The 15936-nt window shown below is 66.7% G+C and carries 16 protein-coding genes; 4 read left to right on the top strand and 12 right to left on the bottom strand.

All coding sequences use genetic code 11. The annotated features are described in order from the left end of the window. Positions 1–2: 2 nt before the first annotated feature. The 8 genes from EF888_RS10265 to EF888_RS10230 all read right to left on the bottom strand — a co-directional run bounded on the left by EF888_RS10265 (position 3) and on the right by EF888_RS10230 (position 8976). Positions 3–1022 (bottom strand): c-type cytochrome, encoded by a 1020-nt coding sequence (locus EF888_RS10265; protein ID WP_109758913.1) that lies wholly within the window; start codon positions 1020–1022, stop codon positions 3–5. Then, positions 1019–1588 carry a cytochrome c oxidase assembly protein gene (locus EF888_RS10260; protein ID WP_109758912.1) on the bottom strand — a complete coding sequence of 190 codons (570 nt, stop codon included), beginning with the start codon at positions 1586–1588 and terminating at the stop codon, positions 1019–1021. Before EF888_RS10260 ends, EF888_RS10265 begins: the two co-directional genes overlap by 4 nt. Continuing rightward, positions 1585–1989: a hypothetical protein gene (locus tag EF888_RS10255; protein WP_109758911.1), complete on the bottom strand. Its 405-nt coding sequence runs from the start codon at positions 1987–1989 to the stop codon at positions 1585–1587. Before EF888_RS10255 ends, EF888_RS10260 begins: the two co-directional genes overlap by 4 nt. Then, entirely contained in the window at positions 1986–4556 is a 2571-nt protein-coding gene (ctaD, locus tag EF888_RS10250) for a cytochrome c oxidase subunit I (RefSeq protein ID WP_109758910.1), read from the bottom strand. Before ctaD ends, EF888_RS10255 begins: the two co-directional genes overlap by 4 nt. A gap of 104 nt (positions 4557–4660) precedes the next feature. After that, complete coding sequence (locus tag EF888_RS10245) at positions 4661–5575, bottom strand: cytochrome c oxidase subunit II (RefSeq protein ID WP_338143059.1); 915 nt, start codon at positions 5573–5575, stop codon at positions 4661–4663. 36 nt (positions 5576–5611) lie between these two features. Further along, the gene (locus tag EF888_RS10240; RefSeq protein WP_109758909.1) at positions 5612–5941 is read right to left on the bottom strand and encodes a hypothetical protein; all 330 of its coding nucleotides are present in this window, start codon (positions 5939–5941) and stop codon (positions 5612–5614) included. Between the two features lie 202 nt (positions 5942–6143). Beyond that, entirely contained in the window at positions 6144–8003 is a 1860-nt protein-coding gene (locus EF888_RS10235; RefSeq protein WP_109758908.1) for an ABCB family ABC transporter ATP-binding protein/permease, read from the bottom strand. A 46-nt stretch (positions 8004–8049) separates the two neighbouring features. Continuing rightward, on the bottom strand, positions 8050–8976 hold the full coding sequence (locus EF888_RS10230) for a LysR family transcriptional regulator (RefSeq protein ID WP_109758907.1): 927 nt from the start codon (positions 8974–8976) through the stop codon (positions 8050–8052). A 101-nt stretch (positions 8977–9077) separates the two neighbouring features. Here EF888_RS10230 and EF888_RS10225 point away from each other — a divergent pair, with 101 nt between their 5' ends. Continuing rightward, positions 9078–9293, top strand: a complete 216-nt coding sequence (locus tag EF888_RS10225) for a hypothetical protein (protein WP_109758906.1) — start codon at positions 9078–9080, stop codon at positions 9291–9293. A gap of 12 nt (positions 9294–9305) precedes the next feature. On the opposite strand, the gene EF888_RS22210 is transcribed toward EF888_RS10225, so the two are convergent. Continuing rightward, positions 9306–10727, bottom strand: a complete 1422-nt coding sequence (locus EF888_RS22210) for a LysM peptidoglycan-binding domain-containing protein (protein ID WP_241239888.1) — start codon at positions 10725–10727, stop codon at positions 9306–9308. Positions 10728–10857: 130 nt separating this feature from the next. Between EF888_RS22210 and EF888_RS10215 the strand changes: the two genes are divergently transcribed. Further along, the gene (locus EF888_RS10215) at positions 10858–11436 is read left to right on the top strand and encodes an LOG family protein (RefSeq protein ID WP_109758905.1); all 579 of its coding nucleotides are present in this window, start codon (positions 10858–10860) and stop codon (positions 11434–11436) included. On the opposite strand, the gene rarD is transcribed toward EF888_RS10215, so the two are convergent. From rarD to EF888_RS10200, 3 genes are all read right to left on the bottom strand, one after another. Beyond that, positions 11358–12275: an EamA family transporter RarD gene (rarD, locus tag EF888_RS10210; RefSeq protein WP_109758904.1), complete on the bottom strand. Its 918-nt coding sequence runs from the start codon at positions 12273–12275 to the stop codon at positions 11358–11360. The genes EF888_RS10215 and rarD overlap by 79 nt on opposite strands. Positions 12276–12348: 73 nt before the next feature. Continuing rightward, complete coding sequence (locus EF888_RS10205; RefSeq protein WP_109758903.1) at positions 12349–12807, bottom strand: host attachment family protein; 459 nt, start codon at positions 12805–12807, stop codon at positions 12349–12351. Continuing rightward, on the bottom strand, positions 12794–13036 hold the full coding sequence (locus tag EF888_RS10200) for a hypothetical protein (protein WP_109758902.1): 243 nt from the start codon (positions 13034–13036) through the stop codon (positions 12794–12796). Before EF888_RS10200 ends, EF888_RS10205 begins: the two co-directional genes overlap by 14 nt. Positions 13037–13153: 117 nt before the next feature. Here EF888_RS10200 and EF888_RS10195 point away from each other — a divergent pair, with 117 nt between their 5' ends. Together EF888_RS10195 and EF888_RS10190 are read left to right on the top strand one after the other, a co-directional pair. Continuing rightward, a complete protein-coding gene (locus EF888_RS10195) occupies positions 13154–14389 on the top strand; it encodes a putative DNA modification/repair radical SAM protein (RefSeq protein WP_109758901.1) in 1236 nt (411 codons plus the stop codon). Beyond that, positions 14389–15813: a UdgX family uracil-DNA binding protein gene (locus EF888_RS10190; RefSeq protein WP_109758900.1), complete on the top strand. Its 1425-nt coding sequence runs from the start codon at positions 14389–14391 to the stop codon at positions 15811–15813. The genes EF888_RS10195 and EF888_RS10190 overlap by 1 nt, the downstream gene beginning before the upstream one ends. Positions 15814–15936 lie beyond the last annotated feature (123 nt).

The following is a 15936-nucleotide window of genomic DNA, read 5'->3' as shown; positions in this document are numbered from 1 at the left end:
CGTTATCGTTCGCCATCCGCCGGTTGGCTGGCGTACCATTTCGCAAGAAGCGCGATGTCGGCGTCGCTCAGGGCACGGGCGGCGGCGACCATCTTCGCCGAATCCGTGCGCACGCCGTCCCTCCACAGCCGCAACTGCGTCTCGAGAAAAGCACGGTGTTGGCCGGACAGCCGGGGGCCAAGCGTCTCATCCGCCGAGGCACCCGGTCCGTGGCACGCGGTACAGGCCGGCACTTCGCGCGTGCCGCGGTTCGCAAGACGCTCGCCGGCGACGGGAACAGGCAGCGGGTCCGGGGCCTCGTTGATCGTCGCCGCGAAATGTTCTGCCAGCCGCGGAAGGTCTTCCACCGGAACAACGCTCGCCGCCTGCTGCATGATGCCGCTCAGACGCACACCGGTCACGTACTCGCGCAGTTCTTCCCGCAGATACTCGGCGTCCTGGATGTCCAGACGCGGGACGAGGCCATCGATGGTCCCGTGACACGAGCCGCAATAGGCCACGCTGGACGTTGCGATGCTCTCGGACGTCGATTTTGGAAGCGGCGGCGCGTCATCCTCCTTCACCTTCTCAAGGTATGCGACGACAGCCCAGACCTCGTCCGATCGCTCCGGTGCGGGCCAGCCCGGCATCCCGGACATCTTGACGCCGTTCTCCACGACCCAGTGCAGTTCGTTCGGGCTCCATCCGGCGATGGCAAGCTTGATCGGCGGCGGCTCGGGCAGCATCGCGTCGGAGAACGCCAGTGCGGGCTCGTCGGGACTGCCGTGGCAGGGAACGCAGCCCGTCGCGTAGTGCCCCGCTCCCAGAGCGACAAGGTCCGGGTCATCGAGAAGGGGCACCTCGTTCTCGGGCGGCGCGCGCAAGCTGACGGAGTTCTTGAACGTCGTGTGGAGAACCCAGGCGACGCCGGGAAGATGCCCGGCGGTCGCGGACACGTTGTAGAGCCCAAGGCCAACCACCCCGATGCCGACCGCCAGCCCGAGGGCGACGATCACCGAGAAGATGACGAGCGCGCGCTTCATGCCGGGGTCTCCTGGAGGCCGCGGGACGTCAGGATCAGCCCGCCCGCGAGATAGGCCGGGGTGCCGATCGCCAGCATGAGCATGCCTCCCAACTGTTGCCCCGCGAGGTCGGGCGCGGTGCCGCAGATCTCGAAGTAGAGGTCGCGGGGCGCCAGGATCAGGAGAGCGCCCAGAAGGGTCATGTGCATCGACGTGATCAGAAGGTCCGCCGCGCCCGAAAGCGGGTTCTCGGCGCGGATGCACCCGGCCCAGACGAAGAGGCCGACGGCAAGGAAGCTCGCCTGCTCGAAGATGTATCCCGGGGCCACCGTGCGTCCCAGGGCATGTGCAGCCGGCAAATGCCACGCCCAGACCACCACGAACTCGACAACCGCGGCGGCGAGAGGCGGCGCCGCGAGCTTCCGCGACAGGTCCGGGGCTCCGACCACCAGCAAGGGGGCGGCGACCGCGACAAGGCCCATGTGCCGCAGCATGTGGACGGGAAAGGCCGGCCACCAGTCGTCGAGCGGCAGGAGCCAGAGGACCCCGAGCAGGGCGAGACCAGAGAGAAGGGCCAACCGTCTCATCTGCAACCCTCGAGCAGGAGGAGCGGCAAGGTCGTGTAGACGGTGGCGATGCCCGAGATGAGCGTGAGCAGGAATGTGGCGTGGCCGAGAAAACGGTGACGGTCCTCGGCCTTCCCTTCCGACAGCGCGGAGGGGTGCCCCCGTTCGGGCGCCCACTGTCTCCAGGCCCGCCAGCCCTGCCATACGAAGACGACAAGGACGATGACCGAAACCGCGATCAGCGACAGACGTGTGGCCTCGATCGGAAGAAGCCCGCGCACGCAGGCAAGCGAGACGCTTGCGTAGCAAAGCACGAAGTGTCCGGCCCAGACCGAGGGCGCCAGCGCAATCCGCCACAGGCTGCCGGCTTCATCCGAGAATTCCTTGCGATCCTGGTTCGTCTGATGTCCCTGATCTGTCACAGCAACCTCGCCACCGGACCCATGAGTGCGCAGGCGACCAGGGCGGACACCGCGAAGAAGTGCCAGTAGAGGCTCACATTCCAGATGTCGGCCTCGTAGCGCGGCGTCATCTTGCCGGTCAGGCTTCCCGCCAAACAGTAAAGCTGCATCACCAGGCCGACTCCGGCGTGCGCCACGATCCAGACCATCAGCGCCCACATCAGGGCCGGATAGACATGGGACGTCGGATCGAGAGGAAGAACGGAGACGATCAGAGCAGCCGCCCCGATGCAGGTCGAAAGCGCGCCCGCAGCCAATGCCGCGCGGGCCGCTCCCACCCTGCCCCGCCGGTTCGTGAAACGCGCCGCAATCGTCAGAAGCCATCCTGCCGCAAACGCCGCCGCCGCCACCGCTACGGCGCCTGCCCCGGCATGGAGAGCGTCCGGCGGCGGGAAGGCGGTATTCGACGTCCAGTAGAAGAAGAAGCCGAACACGATGGACGAGAATGCCGTGGCGTCCCCTAGCATCGTGATCCACATGGCCCACCACCCGCAGGACTCCGGACCCGAGACGTAGGTGGGCAGCCGAAGTCCGAGGCCCACGTCCTTCATGTCGGCTTCCGGTGGCCGCGCGGTCGTCGTCCAGAGCCAGTAGAGGATCGCGCAGACGGCCAGCACACCCGACACGATGGCCGGTGTGTAGAGGTGGAACGTCGGAAAGATGAAGGCGCCCCCGGTAAAGACGGCTGCGATATGGGTGATCCAGGTCGGCGTGTTCACGCGCTGCACCAGGATCGGCCTCGCGTCGATCACCGAAGTGACGATGGTCTCGCGAAGGCCCTCTTCGGCGTCAGGCAGATAGAAGCGTCCCTCTTCGACCCTGTCGAGAAACTTGGGCTGCTCCCAAAGCGGATAGCGTGTGGAGATATAGGGGATCGAGCGCATCCCCCAGGGCTCTTCAGGCACGTCGTGCGCCCACTCCAGCGTTCCCGCCTTCCAGGGATTGCGGGGGCAGAGCGGCTGGCTGCCCTTGGGCCGCAGCAGGTCCCAGACGAAGACGGCGAACCCCGCCGCGATGACGAAGGCCCCAACGGTCGAGATGAGGTTGGTCACCTCCCAGCCCAGACCTTCGGGATATGTGTAGACGCGTCGCGGCATGCCCAGAAGCCCGGTCAGATGCATCGGCAGGAAGGTCACGTTGAAGCCGGTGAAGATCAGCCAGAAGGCCCAGCGTCCCAGCCGCTCGGACAGCGTCTTCTTGGCGATGAAGGGATAGTAGTAATAGACCCCCGCCATCACCGGAAAGACCATGCCGCCGAACAGCGTGTAGTGAAGGTGGGCCACCACGAAGTACGTGTCGTGAACCTGGAAGTCGAAGGGCGCGAGCGCCAGCATCACGCCCGTCAATCCTCCCATGGTGAAGATCGCCAGGGCGCCGGCAATCCACAGCATCGGCAGGATCATACGGATCCGCCCCGCCATGAGGGTGGCGAGAAATGCGAAGAGCTGAACGCCGGTGGGAATGACGACAGCCTCGGACGCCGCCGAAAAGAAGCCGAGCGACAGCGTCGGTAGGCCCGTCGTGTACATGTGATGGACCCACAGCCCGAAGCTGAGGAAGCCCGTCCCGACGGCCGACAGAACGATCCACGAGTAGCCGACGATCGGTCTCTGCGCGACCGTCGGCACGATCATGGCCGCGATCGCGATGGACGGAAGGAAGATGATGTAGACCTCGGGGTGCCCGAAAATCCAGAAAAGGTGCTGCCACAGCATCGGGTCTCCCCCGCGCGTGGGATCGAAGAACGGCCAGTCGAAGCTGCGCTCGAGCTCGAACAGGAAGTCGCCGGCGATGAGGGGCGGAAACGCGAATAGGATCATGCCTCCGACCACGAGGACGTACCACGCATAGAGCGGCATCAGGTTCACGCGCATCCCCGGCGGGCGGCACTTCAGGGTGCCGACGATCAGCTCCACCGCCGCCGCGATCGAGGCCACCTCGATGAAGCTGAGACCCAGAAGCCAGATGTCGCTTCCCGGCCCGGCGTCTTCGGTGGCCAGGGGCGGGTACATGAACCACCCCGCTCTCGGTGCCGCGTCGAACAGCAGAGAGCCCAGGACGAAGACCCCGCCGATCAGGAAGGACCAGTACCCGAAGGCCGAAAGGCGCGGGAAAGGCATGTCCCGCGCGCCCAGAAGCCCCGGCAGCAGGATGATCGAGATGGCCTCGAACATCGGCACGGCGAAGAGGAACATCATCGCAGAGCCGTGCATCGTGAAGAACTGGTTGTAGCGGTCGGCGGACATGACCTCGATGTCCGGGGCGGCAAGCTGGACCCGCATCGCAAGTGCGAGGATCCCGGCGCAGAGCATGAAGAAGAAGGCCGTCAGCGAATACCACTTGCCGACCTCGGAATTGTTGACCGCCGACCAATAGCGCCATCCGGTCGGCGTCTTCCAGACCTCCCGAAGACGGTTCGCACTATCGCTGTCGAGACCTTGAGGCGCCTGCTCGTCCAGCATCGCCTCGGTCGGAGGAAACGGGCCTTCCGGCTTTGGCCGCAGGGGGCTGAGGGAGCGCGACGTCATTTCAACTCCTTGAGATATCGGGCGAGGTCCGCACTCTGTCTCGGAGACAGTTCCGGATACGGCGGCATCTGCACTTCCGGCTTCAGATCGTCGGTGTGGGCGATTCAGCGCTCGATGTTGTCGAGCGTGGCGCCGAGCCGCCCTGCCCCGATCGTGAGCCGCGAGCCGACGTGGGTCAGGTCCGGGCCGACCTTGCCGACAGCCGGTGTGCCGCGCACGGTATGGCATGCGCCGCAGCCGGCTGCCTGGAAGACGGCCAACCCCCGCCGGGCGGCGTCGCTCTGCGGCTCGGCGGCATCCTGGGCCTCTGCCTCGAGCCAGGTCGCGAAGTCTTCGGGCATCATGGCGACTGCCATGAAGGCCATCCAGGCGTGGCTTGCGCCGCAGAACTCCGCACACTGACCGCGATAGATCCCTGGCTCCACAGGCTCCAGGCTCATGCGGGTTTCGCGACCGGGAAACATGTCCATCTTGCCGCCCAGGGCTGGCACCCAGAGGGAATGGATCACGCCGTCAGACGTCAGTCTGAGGTCGGTTCTCTGACCTGTCGGCAGTCTGATCTCGTTGGCGGAGACGACGGAGCCCTCGACGCCCTCCATCGTGTATTCCACGCGCCACCACCATTGCTCACCGAGCACGGAGACGGTCAGGCCGTCGCCCGGTGCCCGCTGGTCGGGCAAGAGCGAGAGTCCCCAGAGGAGCACGGCCCCGATGACGACCGTCGGGGCTATGACGCCGCCAAAGAGAATGAGCATTCTTCCCGAGCGTTCGGGCAATGTCCCGGTGCTCCTTCTGGTGAACCAGTAGAAGAGCCCGTTCATGGCGACCCAGAGGATCGCGGCCCCCACAAGCAGCGAGACGAAGAGCGTGAAAAGCGCCTGTGCGTCCGAGCCGGCGGGATCCAGAACCGATTGGCGACCTGAACAGCCGCTCAGGACAAGCGCGGCGGCGGTCGTCCTGAGACCTCGTCCGCGGATCCTCTGAAAGGATAGCCTTTGCGCTGCTGCAAGGCCTGCCAAAGGGGGTGATATGAGTGCGCGAAAGGGCAAGCGGCCCTAGAGCGCCAGAAGGGCCAGGCCCAGCGCAGCGACCGCGGCGACGACCAGGATCCACATGGCGAGACCGTTGCGGGACGACTCGCGGTGCTCCGGCGGGCGCATCGGGTCCTCGTCCGCTGACGGCGCCCGAGATTTGGCATCCGCCATGCGGGCCTCGGCAACCGTGGGCGAATGTCCCCCGGCTTCCGCGTCGGTTCCAAGTGGTGCGGCGGCGGGATCGGAGAACGCGACCTTGTCGCCGGTTTCACCCTTGTCAATCCGATCGCGCAGCCGCACGACGGCCGCTGCGCCCGAGCGCCGGGTTCCTTTGTCGGGTATATTGCTCATGTCCACTCCTCGTTCACGTGCATGAACAGGAACAGCGGCGTGTTGTTCCCGCCGTGCTTGCATGAGGCGGAAATTGCGGCTCGGGGGGGTAAGACAGTCGGCGTCCGGGCCAGCGGGAAGCACTCGGTGCGGCGGCGTCCATTGTCGGTGCGACCGTCCTCCTCCGGGAGCGACCCGCTACTCCTCGGACCGTGCCGAAATCTCAGCCCTCTGCGACCGCGCGCTCCTCGATGTCGCGGACCCGGGGCGCGGCGTCGTGGTCGTCGTCGGTTCCCTGCCGCGCCCAGAGCGTGGCATAGCGTCCCTGACTGGCGAGAAGCGCATCGTGGGTGCCCTCCTCGACGATCACACCGTCCTCCAGCACGACGATGCGGTCGGCGTCGGCGATGGTCGACAGACGGTGCGCGATCGTCAGCACCGTTCGCCCCTCGCCCATGGCCTTGAGTTCGCGCTGGATTTCGCGCTCGGTCTCGGTGTCGAGAGCGCTTGTCGCCTCGTCGAGAAGAAGGATGGGCGGGTTCTTCAGAAGGGTGCGCGCGATGCCCACCCTCTGCTTCTCGCCGCCGGACAGCTTCAGCCCGCGCTCGCCGACCTGCGTGTCGTAGCCCTCGGGCAGGCTTTCGATGAAGCCGTGGATCTTCGCGGCGCGCGCGGCCTCGAGGACTTCCGCGCGAGACGCTTCGGGGCGGCCGTAGGCGATGTTGTAATAGACCGTGTCGTTGAAGAGAACGGTGTCCTGCGGCACCACGCCGATGGTCCTGTGAAGGCTTTCCTGGGTGATGTCGCGCACGTCCTGCCCGTCGATGCGCAAGGCGCCGCCGTTCACGTCGTAAAACCGGAACAGAAGCCGCCCGATGGTCGACTTGCCCGACCCCGACGGCCCGACGATGGCGACCGTCTGGCCGGCTGGCACATCCAGCGTGACGCCCCTCAGGATCGGCCGCTCGGCGTCATAGCCGAACACGACGTCGTCAAAGCGCACAGCCCCGCCGTCGACCCGCAGAGCCCTCGCGTCGGGCTTGTCCTGAACCTCGGCCGGTTGCTCGAGAAGCTCGAACATCTCGGCCATGTCGACCAGCGCCTGCCGGATCTCGCGGTAGACCGTGCCGAGGAAGTTGAGCGGCATGGTGATCTGGATCATGTAGGCGTTGACCATGACGAAATCGCCCACGGTCAGCGCCCCGTTCGCCACGCCGATGGCCGCCATCACCATGACGACGACGAGGCCTGCGGTAATCAGAAGCGCCTGTCCGAAGTTCAGGACGGCCAGCGAATAGTTCGTCTTCAGGGCGGCGGCGACATAGCGCTCCATCGAGCCGTCATAGCGTTCGGCCTCGCGCGCCTCGGCTCCGAAGTACTTCACCGTCTCGAAGTTCAGGAGGCTGTCGATGGCCTTCTGGTTCGCGTCGGTGTCCTGGTCGTTCATCTCCTTGCGGATCTTCACGCGCCATTCGGTGACCGCGAAGGTGAACCAGACGTAGAGCGCGATGGTGACGAAGACGACGGCCAGATACCAGATGTCGAACACCCAGGCGAGGACGACGGCGATCATCAGAAGCTCGAGGACCAGCGGCCCGATCGAGAACAGCAGGAAGCGCAGAAGGAAATCGACACCCTTCACGCCCCGCTCGATGATCCGGCTCAACCCGCCCGTCTTGCGCGTGATGTGATAGCGCAGCGAAAGCGCGTGGATGTGCTGGAAGGTTTCGAGCGCCAGCATCCGCAGCGCACGCTGCCCCACGGCGGCGAAGATCACGTCACGCAACTGCTGGAAGCCGTTCGACATGAGCCGCGCCACGCCGTAGGCGACCGTAAGACCGACCGCCCCCGCGCCAAGCGCCCAGGCCGGATCCGTCCCCTCACCTGCCAGCGCGTCGACGGCGGCCTTGTAGAAGAAGGGCGTCGCAACCGCGATCACCTTCGACAGAAGCAGCACGAACAGCGCCAGAGCAACGCGGCGCTTCACCCAGGGCATATCGTCGGGCCAAAGGTAGGGCGCGACCTTGCGGATGATGGACAGGCCCGAGCGGCGGCCGGTTCGATTGGAGGGAGAGGCGGACATCGGGCCCTAGTTAAGCGCTTCGCCTCGGCTTGGCCAGATGCGGCGATCAGGCGCCCGGCACATAGGTCTGGTCGATCATCGCCTTCTCGCGCATCGCGGTATAGGCGGCCCGAAAGCGCGGCGCGAAGTACGCGGCGAAGGCGCGGACCTCGGGCCGCCGATAGACGTCGGGCGAGATGACGAGCCAGGAGGATACGTCGGTGCCCTCGGGCGGCAGGAAGCACCGCACCAGAGACGGATAATCGGTCGCGAAGGCGATGGTCGAGGGACCGATGCCGAGCCCGGCCTCGATGCTGGCCGTGACGGATTCGACGTCTCCGCAGCGCGCGACGATCTGCGAGGGTTCGATCCTCTCGACCAGCCAGCGGTTCAGGGGCAGGGTCGCTGGCGCGGGATCGTAGATGATGAAGGAGTGACCGGCGAACTCCTCGGGCGAGACCGGAAGACCGTGGCGGGCGGCGTATCCTCGAGAGGCGAATAGCGTCGACTTCACATCCGTGAGCTTCGCGCAGATCAGCCGGTCATCGGTGATCCGCGGCGCGATGCGGATCGCGACGTCGGCTTCGCCCGCAGCGAGGTCGAGGATCTTGTAGCTCGAGATCAGCTCGAACCGGACGTCCGGATGCTTCAGGCTGAATTCGGACAGGATGCCCGAAAATATCGGCGAGAAGTTTCTGCGGGGCGCCGTGATGCGGATCGGCTGCGCTTCGGTCCGCCGCGCTTTCTGTGCGGCGGCCTCCAATGCCTCCGCCGACACCTCCAGAGCCTCGGCCTGCGGCAACAATCCGCGCGCGGCCGGTGTCGGATGAAAGCCGCGCGTGTCGCGCTCGAAAAGCGTCAGGCCCAGTTCGTGCTCAAGCGCATCGATCCGGCGCGCGACCGTCGGCTGCGACAGGGCCAGCCGGCGCGACGCCGCCAGCGTCGATCCCTCTCGGTAGACGGCGAGGAAAACGCGGACATCCGACCAGTTCATCGCGGCTCGACACTTCTGTAGAGCGATCCAACGCCGTAGCGGATACCACGGAAGCCAAAAGCCACATAGGCCTTAGTCACAAGGCTCTGAAGGAGGCTGAGATGATGGCGACGTCGATCTACCCGGGCTGGTTCGCCTCGAGAGAGGGTCTGGACGGGCGGCAGCGGACCGAGGCGGCCGTCGATCTTCCGCGCGAGGCGGAGGAGACGCGCGAGCGGCTGGCGTTCGTCCTGGACCTCGCCGACCGCCACCCCGGCGCGTTCACGTCCGACGAGGGTCTCGGAGCGGCGATGTTGTACTTCTCGGGACGTCTCTGATCGGCACGTCTCTCAGTCGGGCACCGTGAAGATCTGGCCGGGATAGATAAGGTCCGGGTTGCGGATCCGGTCGGTGTTGGCCTCGAAGACGCGGACATAAAGCGGACCGTCGCCGTACTTCTCGCGCGCGATCCCCCAGAGCGTGTTGCCGGGCTGGACCGTGATGAGCGACACGGGCGCGAGCGCGGTGACGGGCCTCTGGTCGAGCGCACGGATCGCCTCGACGGACTCGCGGCGGAACGGTGTCTCGGCCCGCGACACGACGCGGCCCTCGGCGTCGATCTCGTCGACACGCAGGGTATAGGTCCCGGTGTCCACTTCGGGCAGTTCGGTCTGCCACTGGCCACCCTCGCCGATGGCCGTTTCGATCACCGGCTTGTTGTCGAGGTAGACGCGGACCGACGTCGTCCCCGTCCCGCGGCCTGCAAGCGAGACCTCGCCCTCGGCGTCGTAGCTGATCGAGTCGATCGAGACGTTGTCCATGGCCTCGGGGGCGTCGCCCGGGTTCTGGAGCACGCGCACCCCGGTTTCGTCGGCCAGAAGCACCGCAGGCGCACGGGGAGCCACCGCAGCCGTCTCGGTCGCAGGCGCACCGGGGGCGGCATCCGGCGACGGAGGGGCGGCCGCTTCGGGCGCATCGGTCGGAGCTTCCGGCGCGGACCCATCCGCGATCTCGGTGGACGCAGCAGGCCTGGGTGCCGAACCCGTCTGCTCCACGCCCGCGACGTCGGGCGCTGTCGTCGGTTCCGCGTCGAGCGACGCGACCGCCTCGCCGCCGGCCGCCGGAGCGGTTGCCGGCCGCGCCTCCGCCACCAGTTCCTCGATCGGGGCGAGGATGACCGAGGCAGGCGCCTCCACCGTCTCGCCGTCTTCCCGCGTCTCGGTCAGGGTCAGCACGCGCGGCGCGTCCGAGGCGCCCAGGTCCGCGAAAATGACGAACCCGCCCGAGCCGTCCGCCGTCGCCTCGCCCACCGTCTCGCCGTCTAGCGCGAGATCCACTGTCGCTCCCGGTGTGGCGGTGCCTGCGATGACGGTCGAGCCTCCCGGTTCGACGCGCACGATGTCGAAGCTGGCAGCGCCGCCGATGTCGGAGGCCGCCTCGCCGAATTCCTCCGCGACCTCCTCGGTCGCTCCCGCGGGATCGCCTGCGGCCGGCGCGACCGCCGCCGTTTCCTCGCCAGCTTCTAGGGTGGCCTCGGAGCCATCCGTGGAAGATGCGCTGCCCGTAGCGGTCGCCTCGTCTATTGGGGCGTCACTTGTCGCGGCGTCGCCAGAAATGGCGCTGCCCTCGGACCCCGTCGCAGGGACTGTGGCCGGAGCGGTCTCGACCGCGGCCGATCCTTCCGGCACCCCATCGGGACCGGAACTTCTCAACCACCACGTCAGAAGGATCGCGAAGCCCACAAGGGCCACGACGACGATGCCTCTCCACATCGGCTTCACGCGATCAACTCCCCGCTCGGGGCCTTCGGCCCTCGGTTGCGCGCCTGTCCCGGAACGGCGCTTGAGCGACCTTATCAACACCGCTATCAGGGGTCAAAACCCCATGATGAACGGATGAACGATGGACGGCGCACCGTATTCCCTTTGCGTCTATTGTGGCTCACGCCCCGGCGGTGACCCCGCCTTCCTCGAGGCTGCGCGCGACCTTGGCCGGGCCATCGGCTCCGAGGGCTGGCGGCTGGTCTATGGCGCGGGCGACGTGGGGCTGATGGGTGCCGTGGCCGAAGCCGCGCATGACGCCGGCGCCCGCACCCTGGGCGTGATCCCGGTTCACCTTCTGTCCCGCGAAGCGCCGCGCGGTCTTTCGGCCGACCGGATCGTGACCGAGACGATGCACGAGCGGAAGAAGGTCATGCTGATGAACGCCGACGCGGTGGCGGTGCTGCCGGGAGGCGCAGGTTCGCTCGACGAGTTCTTCGAGGTCCTGACCTGGGCGCAGCTCGGCCTCCACGCCAAGCCGATCCTCCTTATCGACGTCAACGGCTTCTGGCGGCCGCTGACGGCTCTTCTGGACCACATCGTGGCCCAGGGCTTCGCCGCGCCCTCGCTCCTGCGCCTCGTTCAGACTGTGCCGACAGTTCCCGCCGCCGTCGAGGCCCTCCGCTCGGCCCGGTCGCGCGCGAGCGCCACTCCCGAATAGACCGCAAGCGCCACCCAGATCATCGGGAAGGCCACGGCGTGCCAGAAGGTGAAGGGCTCGGCGAAGACAAGGACCGCGATCAGGAATTGCATCGTGGGGTTCATGTACTGCACGACGCCGAGCGTCGACAGCCGCACCCGCTGCGCCGCATAGGAAAACAGGATCATCGGCGTCGCGGTCATCGGACCGCTGAGGAGGAGAAGGACGAAGGTCCATCCATCCGCGATCTCGCCGCCCCCGCGCCAGACCAGCCAGCCCAGGACGACGGGCAGCACCATGACGACCTCCGCCGTCACCGACACCATCGGGCCCACCGTCAGCCGCTTCTTCACCACGCCGTAGACGGCGAACGAGACGGCCAGAAGCAGGCTGATCCACGGCGCCACGCCCAATCCCCAGGTCAATAGCGCCACGGCAAGGGCCGCGACCCCGACAGCCGCCCATTGCAGCGCGAGGAGCCGCTCGCGAAAGATCAGCCAGCCGAACAGCACCGAGACGAGCGGCGAGATATAATAGCCGAGGCTCGACTGCGAGACGTGGCCCGTCTGGACCGCGAAGATGTAGAAGAACCAGTTGCACGAGATGAACAGCGCCGCGACCGCGATCCAGCCCACTTGGGTTCGGTCGGTGATCGCAGCACCAAGGGCGGGCAGACGGCCCCGCCGCCACAGTACGACGGCGAAGAACACGAAGGACCACAGGATGCGATGCGACAGCACGTCCATCGTCGGGACGTGCAGCAACAAGCGGTAGAACAGCGGCGCAAAGCCCCAGATCGTGCAGGCTGCGACCAATGCCACAAGGCCGCTTCGGACCTCGGCCGGGTCGCTCTGTTGCATTGGGACTCCGGGCATTTCGGACGGGAAACGGCCCGTTCCCGGTCAGGAACGGGCCGCGCCAGTCGTGGAAGCCTCAGGCGGCGGCGTCAAGTTCCGCCTTCACCAGCTTCTCGATCTCGTCGATGGGGTGGTTGGTCAGCGTCTTGTCGATCTCGGCCACAACCTTGTCCGAGACCTCCTTGTGCATCTTGGCGCGCATCTCGCCCAATGTACGGGGCGGCGCGACCAGCACGAGCTTCGAGAACTCGCCCTTGTGCGCGCTCTTGTACAGCATCTCGACCAAGTCGTCCGCGAAACGCTCCTTCTCGAGACGGTGGAAATCGGTCTCGTCGAACGCGGACCGCTGGTTCGGCCCTCCATCGTTGAAGCGGCCGGGACGGTCCGTGCCTTGCTCGCGGTCCGGCGGATTGTCCTGATGTTTCTCGCGGCGGACCTCGAGATAGGGATCTTCGGAATCGGTGTTGTTTACGAGGAACAGCGCCTTCTCGCCGTCGGCGACCAGCACCCAGGTGCCGTGCTCAAGACCGCTCATCGTTTTCTCCCGTTCCATGAAGCCCGCCGAGGTCGCCTTCGCCCTCTTCGTCCGACTTGTGGACCCTCGTGCGGACATCTCCTTCCTTGGGCTGCCGCAACTCGTCGCGGGTGCCGACCTTGCGTTCAAGGTTGCCCTGTCCGCGGCCCTGCTGCGACGGAGTGTCGATATCTTCGACGAATTCGTCCGTTTCGCTCTTGCCGTCCTTGGACCGTATTCTCTCTGCCATATGGTTTCTCCTTCGTTGTTGAGGGAGGAACCCGCACGACACCGCCACAGTTCCGAAATCCGCTCACCTGTGTCGCAGTTTATTGAAGTCGGCCGTCCGAGAACATACTGTGAACATATGGCCAAGCGCACCCTCGAGGAAAAGCTCGCGATCCTGTCCGACGCGGCGAAATACGACGCCTCCTGCGCCTCGTCTGGGGGCGCGAAACGGGACAGCCGCGACGGCAAGGGCCTGGGGTCGGTCACCGGATCGGGCATCTGCCACGCCTATGCGCCGGACGGTCGCTGCATCAGCCTTCTCAAGATACTGATGACCAACTTCTGCATCTACGACTGCGCCTACTGCGTAAACCGCGTCTCGTCGAACGTCGAGCGGGCACGTTTTTCGCCCGAGGAGGTCGTCCATCTCACGCTCGAATTCTACCGCCGCAACTACATCGAAGGCCTGTTCCTGTCCTCCGGCATCGTCAAGTCTCCGGACGACACGATGGCCGACATGGTCCGCATCGCGAAGACCCTGCGGCAGGAGCACAGTTTCTGCGGCTACATCCACCTCAAGACCATTCCCGACGCCGACCCGAAACTGGTCGAGGAGGCGGGCCTCTGGGCCGACCGCCTGTCGATCAACGTCGAGCTTCCGACCGACACCGCCGTCCGCACCTTCGCGCCCGAGAAGAAGCCCGAGCAGATCAGAAAGGCGATGGCCGACGTGCGCGTGCTGAAGGAAAGCCGCGACGACGAAAGCTTCACCGGCAAGCGCCCGCCGAAGTTCGCCCCAGCGGGCCAGTCCACCCAGATGATCGTCGGCGCGGACGGCGCGACCGATGCCACCATCCTCGGATCGGCTACGCGCCTATACGCCGCCTACAAGCTGAAGCGGGTCTATTACTCGGCCTTCTCGCCCATTCCCGATGCCTCCTCCGCCCTGCCCCTCATCAAGCCGCCCCTGATGCGCGAGCATCGGCTCTATCAGGCCGACTGGCTGCTGAGGTTCTACGACTTCGGCCTCGACGAACTCACCGCCTCCACCACTGGCGGCAACCTCGACCTCGACGTCGACCCCAAGCTGGCCTGGGCGATCCAGAACCGACACCGCTTTCCCGTCGAGGTCAACCGCGCCGACCGCGAGACGCTTCTTCGCGTGCCGGGCTTCGGCACCAAGACCGTGAAGCGCATCCTCGCCACCCGCCGTCACCGCTCGGTCCGGTACGAAGACCTGACCCGAATGGGGGCGAACCTGCGCCACGCGAAACCCTTCATCTCGCTACTCGACTGGACGCCGCGCGGACTTCTCGACCTCTCCGACCTCCGCGCGCGCTTCGCGCCGCCGCCCGAACAGTTGAGCCTGATCTGATGCACGTCACCCTGCCCGAGATCGGAACCTTCGAGGCCTGGCGGGACGAGGCGCGCCGCCTTCTGGTCGCAGGCGTCCCGCCCGAGGACATCACATGGTCGCGCGGCGCACCCGATGCCGACCTCTTCGCCGCAGCCTCCCCGCTGCCGGAACCGACGGCCCCTGCCCCCACTGTCCCGAAAGCCTTCGTCGCGCTGGCCCGCGACGCCGTCTGGCACTCCGACACCGAACGCTTTGCCCGGCTCTACGGGCTTCTCCAAGCCGTCATCCGCGACCGGCGCGTGCTCGACGACCGGGGCGACCCCCGCGTCGACCGGCTGGAGAAGATGGCCAAGGAGGTGCGCCGCGACAAGCACAAGATGACCGCCTTCGTCCGCTTCCGCGAGATCGGCGACCCCGAGGCCTCGCGCCGCCGCTTCGCCGCCTGGTTCGAGCCGTCGCATTTCATCGCCGAGCCGACCGCGTCCTTCTTCGCGAAACGCTTCGGCGACATGGACTGGACGATCTTCACCCCTCAGTTGACCGTCCACTTCGAGGCGGGCGAGATCGCCTTCGCTCCCGGCGTGGACAAGCCGCCCCTGCCCGCCGACGCGACCGAGGACCTCTGGCGCACCTATTTCCGGAACATCTTCAATCCGGCGCGATTGATGGTGAAGGCGATGCAGTCCGAGATGCCGAAGAAGTACTGGAAGAACCTTCCCGAGGCCGAGCTGATCCCGGAACTGGTCTCGACCGCGCGAGCGCGAGCTCGCGAAATGGCTGAGGCGCTGCCTACATTGCCCCCGGTCCGCGCGGGGCGCATCACGGAGCGACTGATGGCCGAAGTGCCCGAGACCCGCGACGACTACGAGACCGCCCTCGACGGCTGCCGCCGCTGCCCGCTCTGGCAGGACGCGACACAAGCCGTCCCCGGCGAAGGACCGCGCGATGCCGCCCTGATGATCGTGGGCGAACAGCCGGGCGACCGCGAGGACCTGACCGGCAAGCCCTTCGTCGGCCCGGCCGGGCAGCTCCTCGACCGCGTCGCCGGGGAGGCGGGCATCGACCGCAAGGCCGCCTTCGTCACCAATGCTGTCAAGCACTTCAAGTTCACGCCGCGCGGCAAGCGCCGCCTGCACCAGAACCCGAACGCGCATGAGATCCAGCAATGCAAGTGGTGGCTCGACATCGAGCGCGAGCTGGTGAAGCCGAAGCTGATCGTCGCCATGGGCGGCACCGCGCTCGAAAGCCTGACCGGCAGCCGAAAGGGCATCCTCAAGCGCCGCGGGAAGATCGAGCAGGCCGAGGACGGCACGCCGATCCTCGTCACCGTCCACCCGAGCTATATCCTGCGCATCCCCGACCATCTGCGGGAGGCCGAGACCGCACGCTTCCGCGCTGACCTCGAACGTGCCCGCGCCTTCCTCGAACAGAAGGCCGCCTGATCTTCTTCTTGGCGCAAGTACTCCGGGGGCTCCGGGGGCAGCGCCCCCGGCGGGTCGGCGCCGCAGGCGTCGACACGAAAAGGCCCGCCGCATGGACGGGCCTTCGCAACGGGATCCGGACGC

The sequence above is a fragment of the Silicimonas algicola genome (assembly GCF_003970735.1).
Taxonomy (GTDB): domain Bacteria; phylum Pseudomonadota; class Alphaproteobacteria; order Rhodobacterales; family Rhodobacteraceae; genus Silicimonas; species Silicimonas algicola.
The sequence above is the reverse complement of the archived record's forward strand: the minus strand, read 5'-3'. Positions and strand labels throughout refer to the sequence as shown.